General features: G+C 71.4%; 20 protein-coding genes and 1 tRNA gene. 14 read left to right on the top strand and 7 right to left on the bottom strand.

What is annotated here, in order from left to right; translation table 11 throughout:
• Positions 1-21: 21 nt before the first annotated feature.
• The 3 genes from ABH926_RS08135 to ABH926_RS08125 form a co-directional block, all read right to left on the bottom strand.
• The gene (locus ABH926_RS08135) at positions 22-522 is read right to left on the bottom strand and encodes a SigE family RNA polymerase sigma factor (RefSeq protein ID WP_370364770.1); all 501 of its coding nucleotides are present in this window, start codon (positions 520-522) and stop codon (positions 22-24) included.
• 88 nt (positions 523-610) lie between these two features.
• The gene (locus ABH926_RS08130; protein WP_370364769.1) at positions 611-1567 is read right to left on the bottom strand and encodes an exopolyphosphatase; all 957 of its coding nucleotides are present in this window, start codon (positions 1565-1567) and stop codon (positions 611-613) included.
• Between the two features lie 15 nt (positions 1568-1582).
• Positions 1583-2122 (bottom strand): DUF501 domain-containing protein, encoded by a 540-nt coding sequence (locus tag ABH926_RS08125; protein WP_370364768.1) that lies wholly within the window; start codon positions 2120-2122, stop codon positions 1583-1585.
• A gap of 175 nt (positions 2123-2297) precedes the next feature.
• On the opposite strand from ABH926_RS08125, the gene ABH926_RS08120 reads away from it, so the two are divergent.
• Positions 2298-2681 carry a hypothetical protein gene (locus ABH926_RS08120; protein WP_370364767.1) on the top strand — a complete coding sequence of 128 codons (384 nt, stop codon included), beginning with the start codon at positions 2298-2300 and terminating at the stop codon, positions 2679-2681.
• Positions 2678-4282 carry a multicopper oxidase domain-containing protein gene (locus tag ABH926_RS08115; protein ID WP_370364766.1) on the top strand — a complete coding sequence of 535 codons (1605 nt, stop codon included), beginning with the start codon at positions 2678-2680 and terminating at the stop codon, positions 4280-4282. Before ABH926_RS08120 ends, ABH926_RS08115 begins: the two co-directional genes overlap by 4 nt.
• A 16-nt stretch (positions 4283-4298) precedes the next feature.
• Here ABH926_RS08115 and ABH926_RS08110 read toward each other — a convergent pair whose 3' ends face one another.
• Together ABH926_RS08110 and hisC are read right to left on the bottom strand one after the other, a co-directional pair.
• On the bottom strand, positions 4299-5543 hold the full coding sequence (locus ABH926_RS08110) for a GAF domain-containing sensor histidine kinase (protein ID WP_370364765.1): 1245 nt from the start codon (positions 5541-5543) through the stop codon (positions 4299-4301).
• A gap of 84 nt (positions 5544-5627) precedes the next feature.
• Positions 5628-6698, bottom strand: coding sequence for a histidinol-phosphate transaminase (hisC, locus tag ABH926_RS08105; RefSeq protein WP_370364764.1), 1071 nt, complete (start codon positions 6696-6698; stop codon positions 5628-5630).
• 138 nt (positions 6699-6836) lie between these two features.
• Between hisC and ABH926_RS08100 the strand changes: the two genes are divergently transcribed.
• The 7 genes from ABH926_RS08100 (at position 6837) to ABH926_RS08070 (ending at position 15236) form a co-directional block, all read left to right on the top strand.
• On the top strand, positions 6837-7904 hold the full coding sequence (locus ABH926_RS08100) for a hypothetical protein (RefSeq protein WP_370364763.1): 1068 nt from the start codon (positions 6837-6839) through the stop codon (positions 7902-7904).
• 123 nt (positions 7905-8027) lie between these two features.
• A complete protein-coding gene (locus ABH926_RS08095) occupies positions 8028-8999 on the top strand; it encodes a GlxA family transcriptional regulator (RefSeq protein ID WP_370364762.1) in 972 nt (323 codons plus the stop codon).
• Between the two features lie 31 nt (positions 9000-9030).
• Complete coding sequence (locus tag ABH926_RS08090) at positions 9031-9675, top strand: DJ-1/PfpI family protein (RefSeq protein WP_370364761.1); 645 nt, start codon at positions 9031-9033, stop codon at positions 9673-9675.
• Positions 9676-9796: 121 nt separating this feature from the next.
• Positions 9797-10600, top strand: a complete 804-nt coding sequence (locus ABH926_RS08085; RefSeq protein WP_370364760.1) for an SDR family NAD(P)-dependent oxidoreductase — start codon at positions 9797-9799, stop codon at positions 10598-10600.
• Positions 10601-10736: 136 nt separating this feature from the next.
• Entirely contained in the window at positions 10737-12329 is a 1593-nt protein-coding gene (locus ABH926_RS08080; protein ID WP_370364759.1) for an acyl-CoA carboxylase subunit beta, read from the top strand.
• A gap of 80 nt (positions 12330-12409) precedes the next feature.
• On the top strand, positions 12410-14398 hold the full coding sequence (locus ABH926_RS08075; RefSeq protein ID WP_370364758.1) for a biotin carboxylase N-terminal domain-containing protein: 1989 nt from the start codon (positions 12410-12412) through the stop codon (positions 14396-14398).
• Between the two features lie 76 nt (positions 14399-14474).
• A complete protein-coding gene (locus ABH926_RS08070; protein WP_370364757.1) occupies positions 14475-15236 on the top strand; it encodes an AMP-binding protein in 762 nt (253 codons plus the stop codon).
• A gap of 190 nt (positions 15237-15426) precedes the next feature.
• On the opposite strand, the gene ABH926_RS08065 is transcribed toward ABH926_RS08070, so the two are convergent.
• Together ABH926_RS08065 and ABH926_RS08060 are read right to left on the bottom strand one after the other, a co-directional pair.
• The gene (locus ABH926_RS08065; RefSeq protein WP_370365188.1) at positions 15427-16089 is read right to left on the bottom strand and encodes a TetR family transcriptional regulator; all 663 of its coding nucleotides are present in this window, start codon (positions 16087-16089) and stop codon (positions 15427-15429) included.
• Between the two features lie 128 nt (positions 16090-16217).
• Positions 16218-17183 (bottom strand): acyl-CoA desaturase, encoded by a 966-nt coding sequence (locus ABH926_RS08060; protein ID WP_370364756.1) that lies wholly within the window; start codon positions 17181-17183, stop codon positions 16218-16220.
• Between the two features lie 233 nt (positions 17184-17416).
• Between ABH926_RS08060 and ABH926_RS08055 the strand changes: the two genes are divergently transcribed.
• From ABH926_RS08055 to pth, 5 genes are all read left to right on the top strand, one after another.
• A tRNA-Gln gene (locus ABH926_RS08055) sits at positions 17417-17488 on the top strand.
• Between the two features lie 149 nt (positions 17489-17637).
• Positions 17638-19164, top strand: a complete 1527-nt coding sequence (glmU, locus tag ABH926_RS08050) for a bifunctional UDP-N-acetylglucosamine diphosphorylase/glucosamine-1-phosphate N-acetyltransferase GlmU (RefSeq protein WP_370364755.1) — start codon at positions 17638-17640, stop codon at positions 19162-19164.
• Between the two features lie 63 nt (positions 19165-19227).
• The gene (locus ABH926_RS08045) at positions 19228-20208 is read left to right on the top strand and encodes a ribose-phosphate diphosphokinase (RefSeq protein ID WP_370364754.1); all 981 of its coding nucleotides are present in this window, start codon (positions 19228-19230) and stop codon (positions 20206-20208) included.
• A gap of 130 nt (positions 20209-20338) precedes the next feature.
• A complete protein-coding gene (locus ABH926_RS08040; protein WP_370364753.1) occupies positions 20339-20965 on the top strand; it encodes a 50S ribosomal protein L25/general stress protein Ctc in 627 nt (208 codons plus the stop codon).
• Positions 20966-20994: 29 nt separating this feature from the next.
• Positions 20995-21591 carry an aminoacyl-tRNA hydrolase gene (gene pth, locus ABH926_RS08035; protein WP_370364752.1) on the top strand — a complete coding sequence of 199 codons (597 nt, stop codon included), beginning with the start codon at positions 20995-20997 and terminating at the stop codon, positions 21589-21591.
• Positions 21592-21602 lie beyond the last annotated feature (11 nt).

The raw sequence follows: 21602 nt of genomic DNA, 5'->3' as shown, positions 1-21602 counted from the left end.
CGGAAAATGGCCGCGGGGCTCTCACACCGGCAGGTCCTCGCCGAGTAGGACCCTCAGGTCGGCCAGGGCGCGCAGGCTCGCGGACTTCACCGCGGAGCGACTCATGCGCAGAACGGACGCCGTTTCCTCGACACTGCGGTCCTCCCAGTACCGCAGGACGACGACGGCGCGCCGCTTCGGGGTGAGCCGCGCCAGCGCGGCCAGCAGCGACAGGCGCAGGTCGGCCTGGTCCTGGCCGCCGTCCAGGGCCTGCTCCGGCAGGTCCCGCGACGGCCGCTCGTGCCAGCTGCGGCGCCGCTGCTGGCTCAGGAACTCGCGCACGATGATCTGCCGCACGTAGGCCTCGACGGCCCCGTCACCGTGGATCCGGTGCCAGGCCGCGTAGGTCTTCGCCAGCGCGATCTGTGTGAGGTCCTGCGCGCGGTGCCAGTCCCCGCACATCAGATACGCGGTGCGCCGGAGCCTCTCGGCCCGCGCCACCGCGAACTCCGTGAACTGCTGGTCCCTGATCGCCTGGTCCACCCCGACCCGCTTCCCTCGTGTGAAAGCCCGAAGGCCGCTGTCACCCACTGGTATGCGGTGGCAGCGGCCTTCGGATGCTTTTCGCAGGTCAGGCGATACTCGCGGCGATCCCGTCCAGGATGTCCCGCTCGCTGATCACGACCTCCGGCGTTCCCAGGCTGGCCGCCACCCGCTCCATGATCGCCAGCAGCACCAGCGCCCCGGCCCCGATCACGTCGGCGCGCCCCGGGTGGATCGCCGGGACCGCCTTGCGCTCGTCCGGCGTCATCCCCAGCAGCTGCGCTGTCATGTCACGGACCCGGCCCAGCGAGATGTGCGACAGGTGGACGCGCGAGGAGTCGTACTCCCGCAGGTCCAGCGCGACCGCGCCGAGCGTGGTCACGGTGCCGGCCAGGCCGACCAGGGTGCGCGCCTCGTCCAGCGGCACCGCCTCGGCGGCCCGGTCGATCAGCTTCTCGATGTCCGCGCGGGCGGCCTTGACCTGCGCCTCGGTCGCGACGCCGGCGGTCTTCAGGTGCCGCTCGTACATCCGCACGCTGCCCATGTCGACGCTGCGGGCGGCGATCACGCCGCGCTCGTCGTCGCCGAGCACGAACTCCGTCGAGCCGCCGCCGATGTCGATGACCAGGTACGGCGCCTGGTGCCGGTCGTGCGGCAGCTCGGCGGTGGCGCCGGTGAAGGCGAAGCGCGCTTCCTCGTCCCCGGTGGCCACGTACGGCTCGACGCCGAGGATGCCCTTGACCCCCTTGACGAACTCCCCGCGGTTCTCGGCGTCGCGGGTGGCGCTGGTGGCGACGAAGCGCAGCGGGATCGGCTCGCCGCCGCTGTTTCGCTCGATCAGGTCCTGGTACTCCAGGCACGCGTTGAAGGTGCGCTCCAGTGCGGCCGGGGCCAGCCGGCCGGTGGCGTCCACGCCCTCGCCGAGGCGCACGATGCGCATCTCGCGCACCACGTCCTCGGTCTTGCCGGTCCGCTGGTGGACGTCCGCGATCAGCAGCCTGATGGAGTTGGTGCCGCAGTCGATCGCGGCCACGCGCTTGGTCATAGCGTTCATGTTCCGCTACGCACCCGGTTCCATGCCCGGTGTGACACATGGCCCGGACTTCCACCACTCCGGCAGCAGCGCCAGCGCCTCGTCGCCGAGCGGGTTCACGCCGGGCCCGGCGGCCAGGGCGTGGCCGACCAGGACGTGCAGGCACTTCACGCGGTCCGGCATGCCGCCGGCGGTCGGGAAGCCGTCCAGGACCTCGATGGCGTCGCGCCGGGCCCGGTACTCCTCGTCGGCCGCGCGGTAGGCCGCGGCCAGCTCCGGATCGGCCGTCAGGCGCTCGGTCATCTCCTTCATCAGGCCCGAGGCCTCCAGGGTGCCGATCGCCGAGGCCGCCTTGGGGCAGGTCAGGTAGAACAGCGTCGGGAACGGCGTGCCGTCGGGCAGCCGCGGCGCGGTCTCCACCACGTCCGGGTTGCCGCACGGACAGCGGTGCGCGATCCGGCGCACGCCCCGGGGCGTGCGGCTCAGCTGGGCCTCGACGGCGGCCAGGTCGACCTGGTCGACCGGGGGCGGCGGAGTGGACTCGGGGGTGGGGGCGTCGTTCGTCATGGCCTGACCAGCCTACGTCCTGACAGGTACTTCCAGCGGAGTATGACGGCTGCCTTCCGCTGAGGGACGCAGAGATCAACTCGGGTGTGCCAGGGTCGTGAGGTCATCGCGAACTGTAAGAGACGAATACGTCGAGGGGGACGTACCGATGCTTCCTGCCCTTCGCGTGGTCGCTGTGCTCCACGCGCTTTCCTTCCTTTTGCAACCGATCCTGGCCGGTCTGTTCCTGTCCGGTCAGGACACGGCCATCGACTCGCATGCCACCAACGCCATGGTCGTCGTGACCCTGTGCCTGGTCATGACCGTCCTGGCGTTTCCGGCGTGGCGCAGGGGCCTGGTGCCCCGCGCCGCGTTCACCATCTCGGCGGCCCTGCTGGTCGTCGAGATCGTGCAGACGGGGGCCGGCTTCGGCCACGTCATGTGGATCCACATCCCGCTGGGCGTCCTGATGATGGGCGGTGTCGCGCAGCTCATGCCGATGATCATGCGCACCTACACGCCGGCGGCCGCGTCCGCCGCCGCGGTCGTGCCCTTCCCCGCCGCGGAGGCCGGCGAATGAGTGGCCCGCGCTTGTCCCGCCGCGGCGCGCTGCGGTTGTTCGGCGGCGCCGGGATGGCCGCGGTGCTGGCGCCGACGCTGGCCGGCTGCGCCAAGCCCGGCAACGACGGGATCAACCCCGGGACCCTGACGAGCGAGGCGAGGCTGCCCGAGCCGTTCAGCATCCCGCTGCCGGTCCTCAAGCCGCTGGCCCCGGACTCCACCGACGCCCAGGGCGTCCACTTCTCGATGACGCTCAAGCAGGCCGAGGTCGAGATCCTGCCCGGGTACAAGACGAGGATCTTCGGCTACAACGGGACCTTCCCGGGGCCCTACCTGGATGTGCACGCCGGCACGCCGATGGTCCTGCACCAGACCAACCAGCTGCCGGTGCCGATCGTCACCCACCTGCACGGCGCCCTGACGCCGCCCAGCGACGACGGCTTCCCCACCGACCTGGTGTTCCCGCAGGCGCTGGCGGACATGGCCGATCCGGGCGCGGCCGCGTCGATGCCCGGCATGGCCGGGATGGCCGGGATGGCCGGGATGCCGACGATGGCGGACCCGCAGGCGCACCTGACCGCCGTGCGGCGGGACTACGTGTTCCCGCTCAACCAGCGGGCCGCCACGCTCTGGTACCACGACCACCGCATGGACTTCAGCGGGGCGCAGGTCTGGCGCGGCCTGTTCGGGCTCTGCGTGGTGCGCGACGCCGAGGACGACAAGCTGCCGCTGCCCAAGGGCGAGCGCGAGATCCCGCTGATGATCGCCGACCGCGCCTTCGACGCCGACGGCCAGCTGATCTACCCGGTGAAGGACCCGACGCTGCTCGGCAAGCCGGGCATGGACAAGTCGATCGCCCCCGGCGCGCAGGGCGACGTGATCCTGGTGAACGGCGCGCCCTGGCCGTACCTGGAGGTCGCCGCGGTGAAGTACCGGCTGCGGCTGGTCAACGCCTCCAACGCGCGGCGCTACGAACTGAGGCTGGACGGCCCGGGCGGCGGTGAGTTCGTCCAGGTCGGCTCCGACGGCGGTCTGCTGGCCGCGCCGATCACCCACTCCACGCTGCACCTGTCCCCGGCCGAGCGCTTCGACGTGGTCGTCGACTTCGCCAAGTACCCGGCCGGCTCGACGGTGACCCTGCGGAACACCGCCGACAGCGGCGGCCCCGGCCAGGTGATGCAGTTCAAGGTGACGTCCCGGGCCTCGGACGACTCCTCGGTCCCGTCCACGCTGTCCACGATCGAGAAGCTGACCGTGGACGGGGCCAAGCGCCGCGTGGTCTTCGCGCTGGACGGCGACCAGTGGCACGTGAACGGCGAGGCCTTCGACCCGGCGCGTCCGCTGCTCAAGCCGGTGTTCGGCAAGACCGAGCAGTGGACGGTGACCTCTGTGGAGCGGCACCCGGTGCACCTGCACGGGGCCCATTTCCAGGTGACGGGCCGCGGCTCCGGCGGGCCCGGGGAGTACGACCACGGCTGGAAGGACACCGTGGAGTTGTCTCCGGGTTCTGAGATCACCTTCGCGGTGCGGTTCGACTCCTACCGGGGGCGGTATGTGGCGCACTGCCACAACCTGGAGCACGAGGACATGGGGATGATGGCGACCGTCCAGGTCGTGTGACGCCCGGCGGGTGCCGTCACGGCTTCAGCGGCACCCGCCACGTCACCCTGGTCCCCCGGTCGCCGTCGGCGGGACCGGCGTGGAAGCTGCCGCCGAGTTCCCGGGCGCGGGCGGCGAGGTTGGTCAGCCCCTGCCGGGCGGTGCGTGGGCTCGGCCGCCAGCGCGGCATCGGGGCGCCGCCGTCGTCGAGGACGTCCAGGGTCAGCGTGGAGGCCGTCGCGGAGTCCCCGGGCCCGGCCTCGACGGCCACCACCACCTCGACCCGGGTGGCGCCGGCGTGTTTGGCCGCGTTGGCCAGGGTCTCGCGGACGGCGGCCACCAGGTGCGCGCCGCTGTCCCCGCCGACCAGTGCGTCCAGCGGACCGGTGAAGCGGACCGAGGGCTCGAAGCCGAGGACCCGGGCCGCGCGGGAGGCCTCGCGCAGGACCCGGGCGCGGGTGGACGTCGCCTCCTGGTCGGCGGTCAGCTGGAGGTCGAAGATCGTGGTGCGGATCTCGGCGATCACGGCGTCCAGCTCGTCGATGACGGCGTCCAGCCGCTCGGCGGCGGCCGGCAGGTCCGGATCGGGGCCGCCCATACGGCGGCTGAGGGTCTGCAGCGACAGGCCGGCGGCGAAGATCCGCTGGATGGTGAGGTCGTGCAGATCGCGGGCGATGCGCTCGCGGTCGGCGTAGACGGCCAGCCGGTCCTCGGCGGCGCGGGCCTCGGTGAGCGCCAGCGCCAGGCCCGCCTGGTGGGCGAAGGCGGTGGCCAGCCGGACGTCCTCGTCGTCGAAGCTCCGGCCGCCGGGGGCGTTGGCCAGCACCAGCGTGCCGATGGGCCGGTCGTCGCGCTGCGCCAGCGCGGCGTAGACGATGGCGCCGAAGCGGCGGAAGGGCGGCGCGAGCTCGGCGGTCCCGGCCTCCCCGGCGGCCCCGGCGGTCCCGGCCTCCAGCGTGAACGGCCGGCCGGTGACCGCCACCTGCACCGAGCGCCGGTGCGGGTCCACGAGCGAACCGCGGACCCGGTCGGCGGCCAGTCCGGAGGCCACGTCGATGCGCCAGCTGCCGTCCGTGTGCTGCAGCAGCAGGGAGCAGTGGTCGGCGCCGGAGGCCCCCCTGGCCCGCTCGGCGACCAGGGTCAGCACGTCGTGCGGGTCCTCGGCGAGCAGCATCAGGGTGATGACGTCCGTGGCCGCCGAGAGCCAGGACTCGCGGCGGCGGGAGGCAGCCAGGGCGGCGCGCAGATCGGCGGTTTCCGGCGATTCGCTCGATTCGGACATCGGTCCGAGTCTAGGCCGGGGGCTGCGAGGGCGCCCCCGGGCCTCGGGCTGCTCGCGGAACCAGGCCTAGTCTCGGAACCAGGCCTACTCTCGGAATCCGGCCGTGACCCGCAGCAGGATGTCATTCGCCTCGACCTCGCCGATCGTGACGCGCGCGCCCTCGCCGGCGAACGGCCGGACCACGATCCCGGCGGCCTCGGCCGCCGCGGCGAACTCCGCGGTCCGCTCGCCCAGGCGCAGCCAGATGAAGTTGGCCTGGCTCTCCGGCACGGTCCAGCCCTGCTCGCGCAACGCCGCGGTGACCCGGTCGCGCTCCTGGACCAGCGCCTCGCAGCGCTCCAGCAGCTGCTTCTCGGCGCGCAGCGACTCGATCGCGGCCACCTGCGCCAGGCTGTTCACGCCGAAGGGCACAGCGGTCTGGCGCAGCGCCGCGGCCACCGGCTCGTGCGCGATCGCGAAGCCGACGCGCAGCCCGGCCAGGCCGTAAGCCTTGGAGAAGGTGCGCAGGACCGCCACGTTGGGACGGTCGCGGTAGAGGTCCACGCCGTCGGGGATGTCCTCGTCCCGCACGAACTCCCGGTATGCCTCGTCGATCACCACGAGCACGTCGCGGGGCACCCGGTCCAGGAACCGCACCAGGTCGTCCTCGGCGATCGCGACACCGGTGGGGTTGTTCGGGTTGCACACGAAGATCAGGCGCGTGCGGTCGGTGATCGCCGCGGCCATCGCGTCCAGGTCGTGGTGCTCGCCGGGGGTCAGCGGCACCCGCACCGAGGTGGCGCCGGAGATCTGGGTGATGATCGGGTACGCCTCGAAGGAGCGCCACGCGTAGATCACTTCGTCGCCCGGCCCCGAGGTGGCCTGCAGCAGCTGCTGGGCCACGCCGACCGAGCCGGTGCCGGTCGCGACGTGCTCCACCGGCACGCCGAACCGCTCGGCGATCTCCGCGCTCAGCGCCGAGCAGCCCATGTCCGGGTAGCGGTTGAAGCTCTCCGCGGACTTCTGCACCGCCTCCAGCACGCCCGGCAGCGGCGGGTAAGGGTTCTCATTCGAGGACAGCTTGAAGGCGGAAGTGTCGGGGTTCTTTCCCGCCTTGTAGGCGGGGATGCCGCTCAATGCTTCACGGAGCTTCGGGGTCTGGACGTCGTCGGCCACGGCTGGAATCTCCTTCTCGGGGTTGATCTCAGATTAACCGCCCCGGGACTTTTCGCCGACCGCCCGAAGCGGGACATATCAGGTGTGACCCTCAACGGATTCGCCTACGGAGAGTTGTCATTCGGAGCGGACGGTCAAGTGGCCGATCCCAGCCTGCGAGGAGCCGCCCCGGCGGTGGCCCTCGGCGCGGACGTGACGGACCTGCTCGTGCTCTCGCACGGCTGGCTCGACGACCCGCCACGTGCGCAGATCCTGTACACCGGCCTCACCGCGGCCATCGCCCAGGCCGGCGGCGCCCCGCCGGCACTGGCCGTCCTCGGGATCCTGTGGCCGGCCAAACGATTCGACGCCGACCCGGAGGTCGAGGCCGCGGCGGTGGCGGCGGCCGCCGGGGATCCGAGCGGCCGGGCCGCGGAGTCCTTCGTGACCCGGATCCGGCACCGCGTCGGCGCCGAGATCGAGCGCCTGCCGGTGTCCGCGGAGTACGCCAACCCCGGCGACCACCAGGCCGCCTTCTTCGGCCTGGAACCCCGGGCGCTGCTGGAGAAGTTCGGGTCGCTGGAGGACGGCATCTCCGCCGTCATGAACCTGGCGACCTACTACGAGATGAAGGCGCGCGCCGGCGCGGTCGGCAAGGGACTGGTCCCGGTGTTGGCCGCGGTGCGCGCCGCCCGGCCGGACGTCCGGCTGCATCTGGCCGGGCACAGCTTCGGGGCGCGGGTGATGGCCTCGGCGCTGGCCGACTGCGAGCCGTTCCCGGTGTCGTCGATGACGCTGATCCAGGGGGCGTTCTCCCAGTTCGGGTTCGCCAAGCAGTGGGACGGTGTACACGACGGCCTGTTCCGCCCGGGGTTGTTCGGCGGGCGGTTGCGGGGGCCGGTGGTCGTGACGTACTCGCACCACGACCAGATGGTCGGCATCGCCTATGAGCTGGCTTCGCGGATGGCCGGGGACGAGCCGGACATGACGGGGATGGTGCGCGACAGCGATGTGCGCGACGAGTTCGGCGCGATCGGCCGGCACGGCGCGTTGTCCTCGCCGGAGTCGGTCTGGAGCAAGATGCTCCCGGTTCAGGGCGCGGGGTACGCGTTCGCGGCCGGGGCGATCAGCAATCTGGATTCGGCCGAGTTCATCACCAGCCACTTCCACGTGATGACGCCGGAGATGGGGAAGGCTTTGGTGGCCGCGATGACAGCGCACGAGTAGGGGTTCGGTTCCTGGGCTTCGGTTCCAGGGGGCGGGGCCGGGGCGGATCCGGCCGGCCGGCATGGCCGGATCCGTCACTCCTGTGTCATTGCGGACTCCGGGGGCGGCGGCGAGGCTTGAGGCATGAGCCGCCGCGTGGTCTTCCTGGTCTTCCCGGACTTCCAGGTGCTCGACCTCACCGGGCCGCTGGAGGTGTTCTCGCAGGCCGACAGGCTGTACTCGCCGGCCCGCCGGTGGTACCAGACCGAGGTCGTGGCGCTGGCCGCCGAGCCGGTGCCGGCGTCGGACGGCCTGGCCGTCGTGCCGCACCGGACCCTGGCCGGGGCCGCCGAGCTGCCGATCGACACCCTGGTGGTGGTCGGCGGCCGCGGGGTCCGGGCCGCGAGCGAGGATCCCGTGCACGTCGAGTGGGTCCGGGCGGCGGCGGGCCGGGCGCGGCGGGTCACGTCGGTGTGCTCCGGCGCGTTTCTGCTGGCCGCCGCGGGACTTCTGGACGGCCGGCGGGCCGTCACGCACTGGCAGTCCTGCGACGAACTGTCCGCGCGGTTCCCCGGCGTGCGCGTCGAGGCGGACCCGATCTTCATCCGCGACGACCCGATCTGGACCTCGGCCGGCGTCACCGCCGGCGTCGACCTCGCGCTGGCGCTGGTCGAGGACGACCACGGCGCGGAGGTGGCGCGGCGCATCGCCAAACAGCTGGTGGTGTTCGTGCAGCGGCCCGGCGGGCAGGCGCAGTTCAGCCGGCAGCTGGCGGCGCAGCGCCCGGGGCGCGACGCGCTGCGCGAGGCGCAGGCGTGGATCGCCGACCATCTCGACGACGACCTGAGCCTGGCGGCGCTCGCCCGGCGCGCGGCGTTGAGCGAACGGCACTTCTCGCGGGTGTTCCGCGCCGAGACCGGGATGACGGTGGCGGCGTACGTCGAGGCCGCGCGGATCGAGGCGGCGCAGCGGCTGCTGGAGAGCACGCGCGACGGCCTGGACCGGATCGCCCGCACCTGCGGCTTCGGCACGGTCGAGACCATGCACCGGACCTTCAACCGGACGGTCCGGGTCACGCCCGGCGAGTACCGGCGGCACTTCAGTGTCCGCACATAAGGGCACTGCTTTTTAATGCAAGGAGTTGACCATGACCCGCATCGCCATCCCCCTGTTCCCGGGCTTCATGCCGCTGGATCTCGTCGGCCCGTACGACGTCCTCCGCTTCCTGCCGGGCGCCGAGGTCGTGTTCGTCGCGACGAAGCCGGACCTGATCCCCGGCGCCGACGGCGGCTTCGGCCTGCAGGCCCAGGCCACCCCCGACGACATCGACGCCTGCGACATCCTCCTGGTCCCCGGCGGCCGCGGCACCCGCGACTACGCGGCCCGCAAGCCCCTGACGGACTGGATCGCCCGCATGCACAAGACCACCACGTGGACCACCTCGGTCTGCACCGGCGCCCTCCTGCTCGGCGCGGCGGGCATCCTCGACGGCCTCGACGCCACCACGCACTGGAACGCGGTCCCCGAACTCGAAGCCTTCGGCGCGCGCTACACCCCCGAACGCGTGGTCCGCCGCGGCAAGGTGGTCACGGCGGCCGGCGTCTCCTCCGGCATCGACATGGCCCTGACCCTGGCCGGCCTGATCGAGGGCGAGGAGTTCGCGCAGGCGCTGCAGCTCTGGATCGAGTACGACCCGCAGCCCCCGTACGACACCGGTTCGGTGGCGAAGGCCGGCGCGGAGCTGGCGGCCCGGACACCGGGGCTGATCGCGGGCGGGGCTCGGCGAGGGTAGGGCGGTAGGGCGCTTGGCCAAAAGACCCGTCCGAAGCCCGCCAGCGCCGCCTTGCCCCGGAGCGCAGGATCGATGAGTGGTTGAGATTTCAACCACCTGTATCGAACCTCAAGGAGTCCCCATGGACCTCGCACTGCGCGGCCGCGTGGCCGTCGTCACCGGTGGCAGCAAGGGTATCGGCCTCGCCGTTGTCAGGACTCTGCTGGATGAAGGTGCCTTCGTCGCGGCCGCCTCCCGGTCGGAGTCGGCCGGGTTGGCGAAGCTGGCCGGGCCGAATCTGCTTCATGCGGCCGGCGACCTGATGGATCCGGGATTTCCGGCGGAGCTGGTGGCGCGGGCTGTCGATGCGTTCGGCGGCCTGGACGTCCTCGTCAACAACGCCGGGGGGCCGCCGCCCGGCGTCGTGCTGCCGCGCGGTCCCTTCCTCGACGGCGGTGACGTCGACTGGCAGGCCGTCTTCGACTTCAACCTGTTCGCCGTGGTGCGGCTGACGCGCGCCGCGCTGCCGCATCTGGTCGGGCGCGGGGGCGCGATCGTCAACGTCTCCTCCACGCTGGCCCGGCAGCCCGCCACCAACAACTACGAGTACGCGGCGGCGAAGGCGGCGCTCAGCCACGTCTCCAAGAGCCTCGCCGAGGAGTTCGGGCCGCGGGGAGTGCGGGTGAACACCGTGCTGCCGGGGGTCACGCGGACCAACTGGTGGACCGACGAGGGCGGGGTCGCGGACATGTTCGCAGGTGCCATGGGGATCGACCGGGACACGTTGCTCGACAAGGTGCTGCCGGAGAATCTGCGGTTGAGCACCGGGCGGATCGTGGAACCGCAGGAGGTCGCCGACGCGGTGGTGCTGCTGGCCTCGCCGCGGTCGCGGGGGACCAACGGTTCCGAGTTCGTCGTGGACGGCGGCATGTTGAAGGAGTTGTAGGCGAAGCTCCGGAGCGGCTGCCCGAACAGCCCACCCGACCGGCGCGCGCGTCCCGTGATCGATTGCGGAGGCGCCCGCGCCGGTTTAGGTTACCGACCAGTAGTGCCGAACGCCGTGCGCCGAGGAAGAGGCTGCCATGCCCGTGCTCCGCTCCCAACTGGACCCGTCGTCGCCAGGCCCGCGCGCCGATCGCGAGGCGGTGCTGGCCGCGTTGGAGCGGATCAGGGAACTGCAGCGCAAGGTGATGGCCGGCGGCGGTGAGAAGTACGCCGAGCGCCACCGCTCGCGCGGCAAGCTGCTGGCCCGGGAGCGCCTCGATCTGCTGCTGGACGAGGACTCGCCGTTCCTGGAGCTGGCCGCGCTGGCCGGGACGCATGATCCGGCCGAGACGGTCGGCGGGGTGTCCGGGATCGGTACGGTGTCCGGCGTCGAGTGTGTGATCGGCGCCAACGACCCGACCGTGAAGGGCGGTGCGGTCGGGCCGTCGGGCGTGGCCAAGCAGCTGCGGATGCTGGAGGTCGCCGAGCGGAACCGGCTTCCGCTGATCTCGCTCACCGAGTCCGCGGGCGCCGATCTGCCGCGGCAGGCGGACATCTTCGTGCCGGGCGGGGCCTCGTTCAAGGGGATCTCGCGGTTGTCGGCGGCAGGGATCCCGACGCTGTCCATCGTCTTCGGGTCCTCGACGGCCGGCGGCGCGTACGTGCCCGGCATGAGCGAGTTCACGGTGATGGTGAAGAACCAGGCCGCGGTCTACCTCGGCGGGCCGCCGCTGGTGAAGATGGCCATCAACGAGGACACCGACGACGAGACGCTCGGCGGCGCGGACATGCACGCGCGGATCTCGGGCCTGGCCGACCACCTGGCGCGCGACGAGCGGGACGCGATCCGCATCGGCCGCCAGATCATCGCCGACCTGCGCTGGCGCAAGGCCGGCCCGGGGCCCACCGAGAGTCCCGACGAGCCGCTGTACGACGCCGAGGACCTGCTCGCGCTGGCCCCGATGGACCTGCGGCGGCCGGTCGAGGTGCGGGAGATCCTGGCGCGGGTGCTGGACGGCTCCCGCTTCTCGGAGTTCAAGCCGCTGTACGGCACCACCCTGGTCTGCGGCTGGGGCTCGATCCACGGCTATCCGGTCGGCATCCTGGCCAACAACGGCATCCTGTTCTCCGAGGAGGCCAACAAGGGCGCGCACTTCATCCAGCTGGCCAACGCCCGCGAGGTGCCGCTGCTGTTCGTGCAGAACATCACCGGCTTCATGGTCGGCTCGCGCTACGAGCGCGGCGGCATCATCAAGGACGGCAGCAAGCTGATCAACGCCGTCTCCAACTCCACGGTGCCGCACGTGACGCTGATGGTCGGCGCCTCCTACGGCGCCGGGAACTACGGCATGTCCGGCCGCGCCTACGATCCCCGCTTCGTGTTCACCTGGCCGAACCACCGGATCGCCGTGATGGGCGGCCGGGAGCTGGCCGGGGTGATGTCGATCGTGCAGCGGCAGAAGGCTGAGAAGGCCGGGCAGCCGTACGACGAGGCGGCCGACGCGCAGACCCGCGAGTTCATCGAGGCCATGGTCGACGGGCAGTCCGACGCCGTCTACGCCAGTGGACGGCTGTGGGACGACGGCGTCATCGACCCGCGGCAGAGCCGGACCGTGCTGGGTCTGGCGCTGTCCGCGATCGACTCCGGACCGGTGGCGGGGACGCGGGCGTTCGCGCCGTTCCGGATGTGATGCCGAGGTGGGTGGCGCGGGCCGGGTGACGCGGCTCACAGCTCCATGAACCACTGTCCGACCTGTGAGACAGTGACGCCATGCCGACGTATCCGACGTTCTCGACAGTGCTGGTGGCCAACCGGGGCGAGATCGCCCGGCGGGTCTTCCGCACCGCCAAGGCGATGGGCCTGCGCACCGTCGCCGTGTACTCCGACCCGGACGCCGACGCGCCGCACGTGCGCGAAGCCGACGTCGCGGTGGCCCTCGGCGGCAGTACCAGCGCCGAGTCGTACCTGGACGTCGCGAAGATCCTGGACGCCGCGCGCAAGACCGGCGCCGACGCCGTCCACCCCGGCTACGGTTTCCTGTCGGAGAACGCCGGCTTCGCCGAGGCGTGCGCCGAGGCCGGGATCGTCTTCGTCGGGCCCTCGCCGGAGGCGATCCGGAAGATGGGCATCAAGCACGTGGCCAAGGCGATCGCGAAGGACGCCGGCGTGCCGGTGCTGCCGGACGCGCTGCTGACCACCGACGAGCCGGAGGACTGGCGCCAGGCCGCCGAAGGCGTCGGATTCCCGTTGCTGGTGAAGGCTTCCGCCGGCGGTGGCGGCAAGGGCATGCGGCTGGTGTCCTCGGTGGAGGAGCTGGAGAACGCGGTCTCCGGGGCCCGGCGCGAGGCCGCGGCGGCCTTCGGCGACGGGACGGTGTTCCTGGAGCGCTACCTGGCCGCGTCCCGGCACATCGAGATCCAGGTGTTCGGCGACATGCACGGGAACGCCGTGTTCTACGGCGAGCGCGAGTGCTCGGTGCAGCGGCGGCACCAGAAGGTCGTCGAGGAGGCGCCGTCCTCCGCGGTCGGCGCGCCGGTCCGGGCGCGGATGGGCGAGGTCGCGTGCGCGCTGGTGCGCGAGCTCGGCTACGTCGGCGCCGGGACCGTGGAGTTCCTGTTCGACGACACCGACGACTCCTACTACTTCCTGGAGATGAACACCCGGCTGCAGGTCGAGCACCCGGTCACCGAAGAGGTGTGGGACCAGGACCTGGTGCGCCGGCAGTTCGAGGTCGCGACCGGCGCGGTGCTGACCGCGCCCGGCACGGACGCCATGCGCGGCCACGCGATCGAGGTCCGCCTCTACGCCGAGGACCCGGCCCGCAAGTACATCCCCTCGCCCGGGACGCTGGCCCTGTACGAGCACGCCGATGTGCCCGGGATCCGTTATGAGGACGGCGTCCGCAGCGGCAGCGTCGTCTCGCACTACTACGACCCGATGCTGGCCAAGGTGATCGCGACCGGCGCCACCCGCACCGACGCGGCGCTGAAGCTGGCCTCCGCGCTGGCGGGCATGCGCATCCACGGTGTGAAGACCAACCGGGACCAGCTCGTCGCGATCCTGCGCAACGCCGACTTCCTGGCCGGGACCACGCGGACCGACTTCCTGGACCTGCATCCCGCGCTGGCCGCGCCCGAGGACCGGGTCGACGTCACCGCGCATCTGGCGGCGGCCATCGCGGTGTCGGTGTACCGGCGCCGGGCGGCCGGCGGCGCCACGGCGTTCGCGCCGGCGGGCTGGCGGCTGCTGCCGTACGACGGCGCCAACGCGGCGTGGACGCGGCAGGACGTGCGCCGCGCGCCCGAAACACCGGTTACCTACCGTCTTGACGGTTCCACGCTGTACCTGATCCACGGCGGGGCCGAGTACGAGGTTTCCCTGAAGGATCTGGGTCCTGACTCGGTGCGCGTGGCGGTCGACGGGGTCGACCGGCTGTGCCGGGTGCGGGTTGCCGACGACACCGTGGTGTGGGTCGACGACAGCGACGGCGGGCACTCGGCGTGGAAGCCGACGCCGCGTTTCCCCGACGACGCCGACGCCTTCGCCTCCGACGACGGGGCCGCTGAAGTGCCCGGAACCGTGGTCGCGGTGGCCGTGGCGGCCGGGGACCGGGTGAAGGCCGGGCAGGTGCTGGTGACCATGGAGGCCATGAAGATGGAGCACCAGGTGAAGGCCGGGCGTGACGGAGTGGTCGGGTCGGTGGACTGCGCGGTGGGGCAGTTCGTGGACGCACACCAGATTTTGGTGACTTTGGCCTGATGAGGCGTGCGGAGATCGTAAGTCCCGCGCGCGCATAGTGCTGGCGCGCGGGGCGGTTACGGCACAGAATCGGGGCATGCCTGCCACGCAAAGTGCTGAGACGCGCGACCCGGTGGAGTTCCACTGGCTCGGCGACATCGTGCGCGTGAACCTCGACGAGAACGCGCGCGGTCCCGTCCTGGCCTACGGGGCCGAGGAATGGGACTGGACGGAGTTCGACGCCCGGATCCGCAAATGCGTGACCGGGATCCGCAGCGACCGGCTCCAGCGCGGTCAGCGCGTCGCCGTGCTCGCCCGCAACCACCCGGTCCATTTCGAGACGCTGTTCGCGGCCAGCAACATGGGCCTGGTCTGCACCTGGCTCGACTGGCGCCTGGACCGGGCGCACCTGGTCCACGCCCTGAACGAGGCCGAGGCGCGCATCCTGTTCGTCGGCGGGGAGTTCGTGGAACTCATCGAGGACTCGATGCTGGAGATCTCCTCGGTGGTCAGCACGATCACCGTCGGCGGCCACGAGGACGAGTACGAGGAGTGGCTGGAGACCCACGAGACCCACGAGGCGCTGCTGCGCGCGGCCCGCGAGGTGGCGGCCAGCTCCGGCCGCGGCGAGGACCCGGTGCTGCGCCTGTACTCCTCGACCGGCAAGAAGGGGCCGACCCGCGGCGAGTACACACACCGCGCACTGCTCGCCTCGGCCTCCGAGACACTGCGCCGCAAGGCGCTGAGCCGCGGCGACGTGGAGGCGGTGGACGCGCCGGTGACGGTGCACGAGGCCGCGGTGCGGGTGCTGGCGAACATGTCGGCGGGGGCTGCGACGGTGCTGGTGCGGGAGGAGTAGCCGGCGATCGGCTGGGTCGGCGCTCGGGAACGGCGTGGGTGCGGGGTGTGAGGTGAGGAGCGCGGCGCGATACGGCGCTCGCGGCGGAGATCGGGCAGACCGCCGCGCGAGACGCCGATCTGCTTGCCGGGCCGCGCGGTCAGGCCCGCCGAGCGCGATCCGGCCGCAGCCTCGCGATCTGCCTGCGCGCCTACTTCGTCTCGACCCGCGCGGCCCGCGCCGTCTTGCGCGCCGCGCGCCGCACCTTCGCCTCGGCCTGCTCCTGCACGATCAGGCGCGGCTGCCCCTCCAGGTGGGACAGGCCGTTCCAGGCCAGGTTCACCAGGTGCGCGGCGACCTCGGCCTTGGGCGGCTTGCGGACGTCGAGCCACCACTGCCCGGTCAGGGCGACCATGCCGACCAGCATCTGGGCGTACATCGGGGCGAGTTTGGGGTCGTAGCCGCGGTGCATGAAGTGCACCCCGAGCAGGTCCTCGACCTGGGAGGCGATGTCGGAGATCAGGGAGGCGAAGTTGCCGGTGGAGGTGGTGACCGGGGAGTCGCGGACCAGGATGCGGAAGCCGTCGGTGCTGGACTCGATGTAGTCCAGCAGCGCGAAGGCGGCCTGCTCGAGCAGTTCGCGGGCGTGCTCGCCGGTCAGGCCGGAGGTCACCATGGACAGCAGCTTGGCCATCTCCCGGTCCACCACGACCGCGTAGAGCCCCTCCTTGCCGCCGAAGTGCTCGTACACCACCGGCTTGGACACGCCGGCCTTGGTCGCGATCTCCTCCACCGAGGTGGCGTCGAAGCCGCGTTCGGCGAACAGGGTCCGGCCGATCTCGATGAGCTGTTCCCGCCGTTCCTTGCCGCTCATCCGGGTGCGGGACGCCGGGGCGGGGGTTCGGGAAGTCACCAGGGCATTCTCTCAGGTTTGTCGCGACATGACGCGACCGGGGCGGAGGATGCCTCCGTCTGTGCCGGGCGGCGTCACGCGACCACCCGTTAAGGAGCCGCTTCCCCACCAAGCTTCATGGAGACCCGCTCCCGCGACGGCCACCGCACGTCGCGCACCCAGCCGAACTTCTCGAACAGCCAGATGACCCGGGCCGAGGAGTCGATCTGCCCGCGCAGCACGCCGTGCCGGGCCGAGGTCGGGTCGGAGTGGTGCAGGTTGTGCCAGGACTCGCCCATCGAGAGCACCGCCAGCCACCAGACGTTCCCGGAGCGGTCGCGGGAGCGGAACGGCCGCTCGCCGACGGCGTGGCAGATGGAGTTGATCGACCAGGTCGTGTGGTGCAGCAGGGCGATCCGGACCAGCGAGCCCCAGAAGAAGGCGGTCAGTATCCCCTGCCAGCTCCAGGTGATCAGGCCGCCGAGCGCCGCCGGCAGCAGGAGCGAGACCAGCACCAGGATCGGGAAGGCCCGGGAGACCCGCACGATCGCGCGGTCCTTCAGCAGGTCCGGGGCGTACTGCTGCTGGTTGGTCTGCTCGGCGTTGTACAGCCAGCCGATGTGCGCGTGCCACAGACCCTTCATCAGGGCCGGGACGGTCTCGCCGTAGCGCCACGGCGAGTGCGGGTCGCCGTCGCGGTCGCTGTAGCGGTGGTGCTTGCGGTGGTCGGCGACCCAGCGGATCACCGGGCCCTGGACCGCCAGGGAGCCGGCGATGGCCAGGACCACGCGCAGTGCTTTCTTCGCCTTGAACGAAGAATGGGTGAACAGGCGGTGGAAGCCGACGGTGATGCCGTGCCCGCTGATCGCGTACATCACCACCGCGATGATCAGATCGGTCCACGTCAGGCCCCAGCCCCAGACCACGGGGACGGCGGCCACCAGGGCCGCGAACGGCACCCCGATGACCAGGCTCAGCGCGAGGCGCTCCTTGAAGGTCTGGGTCTCGCCGCCGAGGGTGCCGCGGATGGGCGCCGGTGCGGCCGGCTGCTGCTGGGGTACGGACGTTGCCGTCATCGCGATCATGCCTTGGGGGGAAGTGCCCTGGTGGGGCTGGCGGATCGGGGGGGGAACTGACCGCAACTTACGCTGCCGTAGGTTGGGTGACAAGGATGACACGGCGGGTGACGCCCGGATGTCGGATCGGCGTACTCACTTCGGTGGCCTCCGCACGCCGTCGCGGCCGGGTGCGGCGGCACGCAAACCAGAGCGCGTGAAGGCCCGCGGATGTGCGAAACTGGCGACGACGATCCGCCATGGGGTAATTGGCAGCCCAGCAGACTTTGGATCTGTTTGTCCAGGTTCGAGTCCTGGTGGCGGAGCTCTGGGGGGACGTCTTCCGGACGCGGCCGTCGGCCGCCGGTCCGCGGAGTGCTTGCTCGCAACCCTTCTCCACGATCGCTACCCTCCTAGGGAACCGCCGCCGCCGAAGTGCGGCGCGCCGCACCGCACCCACGCTAGGAGTCGCTTCATGACCGACCAGCACGCGCCGACCGTCGTCATCCTGGCCGCCGGCGAGGGCAAGCGGATGAAATCCGCGACGCCGAAGGTGCTGCACGAGCTGTGCGGGCGCACCATGCTCGGCCACGTGGTGGCCGCGGCGCAGGAGCTGGCCCCGCGCCGGCTCGCGGTGGTCGTGGGCAAGGGCCGGGACCTGGTCGCCCCGCACGTCGAGGCGATCGCGCCGGAGGCCCGGATCGTCGTGCAGGAGCCGCAGAACGGCACCGGGCAGGCCGCGCGGCTGGCCATGGAGGCGCTGACCGCCGGCGGCGAGGACGTCGAGGGCACGGTCCTGGTGCTGCTCGGCGACGGTGCCATGGTCACCGGGGACACGCTGCGCGATCTCATCGCCGCGCACGAGAAGGCCGGCAACGCCGTGACCGACCTGACCGCCGTCGTGCCGGACCCGACGGGCCTGGGCCGGATCCTGCGCGAGCCGGACGGCACGGCCGAGGGCCGGGTCCTGGGCATCGTCGAGGAGAAGGACTGCGACCCGACGCAGGCCACCATCCGCGAGATCAACTCCGGGATCTTCGCCTTCGACGGCAAGGTCCTGCGCGACGCGCTCAGCCGCCTGACCACGGACAACGCCCAGGGCGAGGAGCTGCTCACCGACGTGCTGGCGATCGCGGTCGGCGACGGCCTGCCGGTCGGCGCCGTGGTCGCCGCCGACTACCACGAGGTGCTGGCCGCCAACGACCGCGCGCAGCTGGCCGACCTGCGGCGGCTGATGAACCAGCGGATCACCCGGCGCTGGATGGTCGAGGGCGTCACCATCGTGGACCCGGCGACCACCTGGATCGACGTGCGCGCGACCCTGGAGCCGGACGTTACCGTCCGCCCCAACACCCAGCTCGAGGGCGCGACCCGGATCGCCGCCGGGGCCGACGTCGGCCCGAACTGCACGCTGAAGGACACCGTCGTCGGCGAGCGCGCGCGGGTCACCAACGCCACCACCGACGGCGCCGAGATCGGCCCGGAGGCCTCCGTCGGGCCGTACACCTACCTGCGCCCGGGCACCAAGCTCGGCCGCAAGTCGAAGGCCGGCGGCTTCGTGGAGATGAAGAAGTCGACGATCGGCGAGGGCACGAAGGTCCCGCACCTGGCCTACATCGGCGACGCCACGATCGGCGAGGGCTGCAACATCGGCGCCGGCGTCATCACCGCCAACTACGACGGCTACGACAAGTTCCCCACGCGCATCGGCGACCACGCCTTCGTCGGCACCAACACCACGCTGATCGCCCCGGCCGAAGTCGCCGACGGCGCGTACATCGCCGCGGGTTCGGCGGTGAACATGCCGGTGGGTCCCGGGGAACTGGCGGTGGCGCGCGGGCGGCAGCGCAACATCGCCGGGTACGTCGCGCGCAAGCGCCCGGACTCGGTGGCGGCGCAGGCCGCGGAGCGTGCGATCGAGCGGGCGGCGCGGACCGTGCAGACAGCCGTTGAGACCAATCCCACAGGCGACGAGCCCGAAGGGCAGGGGGACGCGGTCTGAACAGCCCGTTGCGTCTGAGAGTATGAAAGAGCTACGGCCCCTCGTCTCTTAGGAGAACCCACCGTGACCGGCCTCAAGACCACCGGTGAGAAGAAGCTCATGCTCTTCACCGGACGTGCCTACCCCGAGCTGGCCCAGGAAGTCGCCGAAGAGCTGGGGGTCGAGATCGCCCCCATGAAGGCGCACGACTTCGCCAACGGCGAGATCTACACCCGATTCGAGGAGTCGGTGCGCGGCAGCGACGCCTTCGTGATCCAGTGCCACTCGGCCCCGATCAACCACTCCATCATGGAGCAGCTGATCATGGTGGACGCGCTGAAGCGGGCCTCCGCCAAGCGGATCAGCGTCATCACCCCGTTCTACGGCTACGCCCGCCAGGACAAGAAGCACAAGGGCCGCGAGCCGATCTCCGCGCGCCTGATGGCGGACTTCTTCGCCACCGCCGGCGCCGACCGGCTGATGGCGGTGGACCTGCACACCGACCAGATCCAGGGCTACTTCGACGGCCCGGTGGACCACCTGTTCGCGCTGCCGATCCTGGTGGACTACATCAAGGGCAAGTACGACGCCTCGAAGCTGACGGTGGTCTCCCCCGACGCCGGCCGGGTGCGTACCGCCGACCGCTGGACCGACCGCCTGAACACGCCGCTGGCGATCGTGCACAAGCGCCGCGACCCGAACATCCCGAACACGGTCTCGGTCCACGAGATCGTCGGCGACGTCAAGGGCCGCACCTGCGTGCTGGTCGACGACATGGTCGACACCGCCGGCACCATCTGCGCGGCCGCCGAGGCGCTGTTCGAGAACGGCGCGGCCGAGGTCATCATCGCCGCCACGCACGCGGTGCTGTCCGACCCGGCCACCGACCGGCTGAAGAACTCGCGGATCAGCGAGGTCATCTTCACGAACACGCTCCCCATCCCGGAGGAGAAGCGGTTCGACAAGATGACCGTGCTGTCGATCGCGCCGATGCTGGCGCGGGCGATCCGCGAGGTCTTCGAGGACGGTTCGGTCACGTCGATGTTCGACGACCACAACCACTGAGCCTCCCCCTGGTGCTCCCGGCCATGTTGTGGTCGGGAGCACTGGTTTGTGCACGCTAGGCTGGACCTTTGTCCGGCGAGGGCGGGGATGGACATCCTGCGCCGTTATCGACGAAACAAGGAGAACCGAAATGGCTGAGATCCGTATAAGCGCAGAGGACCGCACCGAGTTCGGCAAGGGCTTCGCCCGCCGTGCCCGCGCTGTCGGCAAGATCCCGGGTGTCGTGTACGGCCACGGCGAGTCCGTGCGGCACGTGCTCCTGCCGGGTCACGACCTCATGATCGCGCTGCGGACCCCCAACGTGCTGCTGAACCTGGAGTTCGGCGACGGCAAGAGCCAGCTGGCGCTGCCCAAGGACGTGCAGAAGGACCCGGTCAAGCGGACCCTGGAGCACGTGGACCTGCTGCTGGTGCGCCGCGGCGAGAAGGTCACCGTCGACATCCCGATCACCGTCACCGGCGAGGTCGTCACCGGCGCGGTCCTGGACCACTCGCTGAACAACCTGACCGTGACCGCCGAGGCCACGCACATCCCGACCGGCATCGAGGTCGACGTGGACCGCAAGGAGGAGGGCTTCCAGCTCTTCGTCCGCGACCTCCCGCTGCCCGCCGGCTCCGAGCTGGTCACCGACGGCGACCAGCTGGTGCTGCAGGTCGTCGTGACCCGCGCCGAGGTGTCCGAGGAGGCCGCCGAGGGTGAGGGCGCCGCCGAGGGCGAGGCCGGCGAGGCCGCGTCCGAGGAGGCGGCTGCGGAGTAAGCACTCCGCGCTTCGCTATTCTGGTCCTCATGACCACTTCCGAGGCCCGCGATCAGCTCTGGTTGATCGCGGGCCTCGGCAATCCCGGGCCCGGCTACGCCGGCAACCGGCACAACGCCGGCTTCATGGTGGTGGACCTGCTCGCCTCGCGCGTCGGCGGCAAGTTCAAGTCCCACAAGGCCCGTGCGGACGTCGTGGAGGGCCGCCTCGGGATCGGCGGGCCGCGGGTGGTGCTGGCCAAGCCGAAGACCTTCATGAACCTGTCCGGCGGCCCGGTGAAGGCGCTGCGGGACTTCTACAAGATCGAGCCGGCGCAGATCGTCGTCGTGCACGACGAACTCGACGTCGACTACGGCGCGCTGCGCCTGAAGCTCGGCGGGGGCGACAACGGCCACAACGGCCTGCGCTCCATCACCTCGGCCCTAGGGACCAAGGACTATCTCCGGGTGCGCTTCGGCGTGGGGCGCCCGCCGGGACGGCAGGATCCCGCGGACTTCGTCCTGAAGGACTTCTCCTCGACCGAGAAGAAGGACCTGGACTACCACGTGGACCGCGCCGCGGACGCCGCCGAGGACCTGATCCGGCGCGGCCTGGTCGACGCGCAGAACCTCTACCACGCGGCCTGACGGCTGACCGG

The sequence above is a fragment of the Catenulispora sp. GP43 genome (assembly GCF_041260665.1).
Lineage (GTDB): Bacteria > Actinomycetota > Actinomycetes > Streptomycetales > Catenulisporaceae > Catenulispora.
The sequence above is the reverse complement of the archived record's forward strand: the minus strand, read 5'-3'. Positions and strand labels throughout refer to the sequence as shown.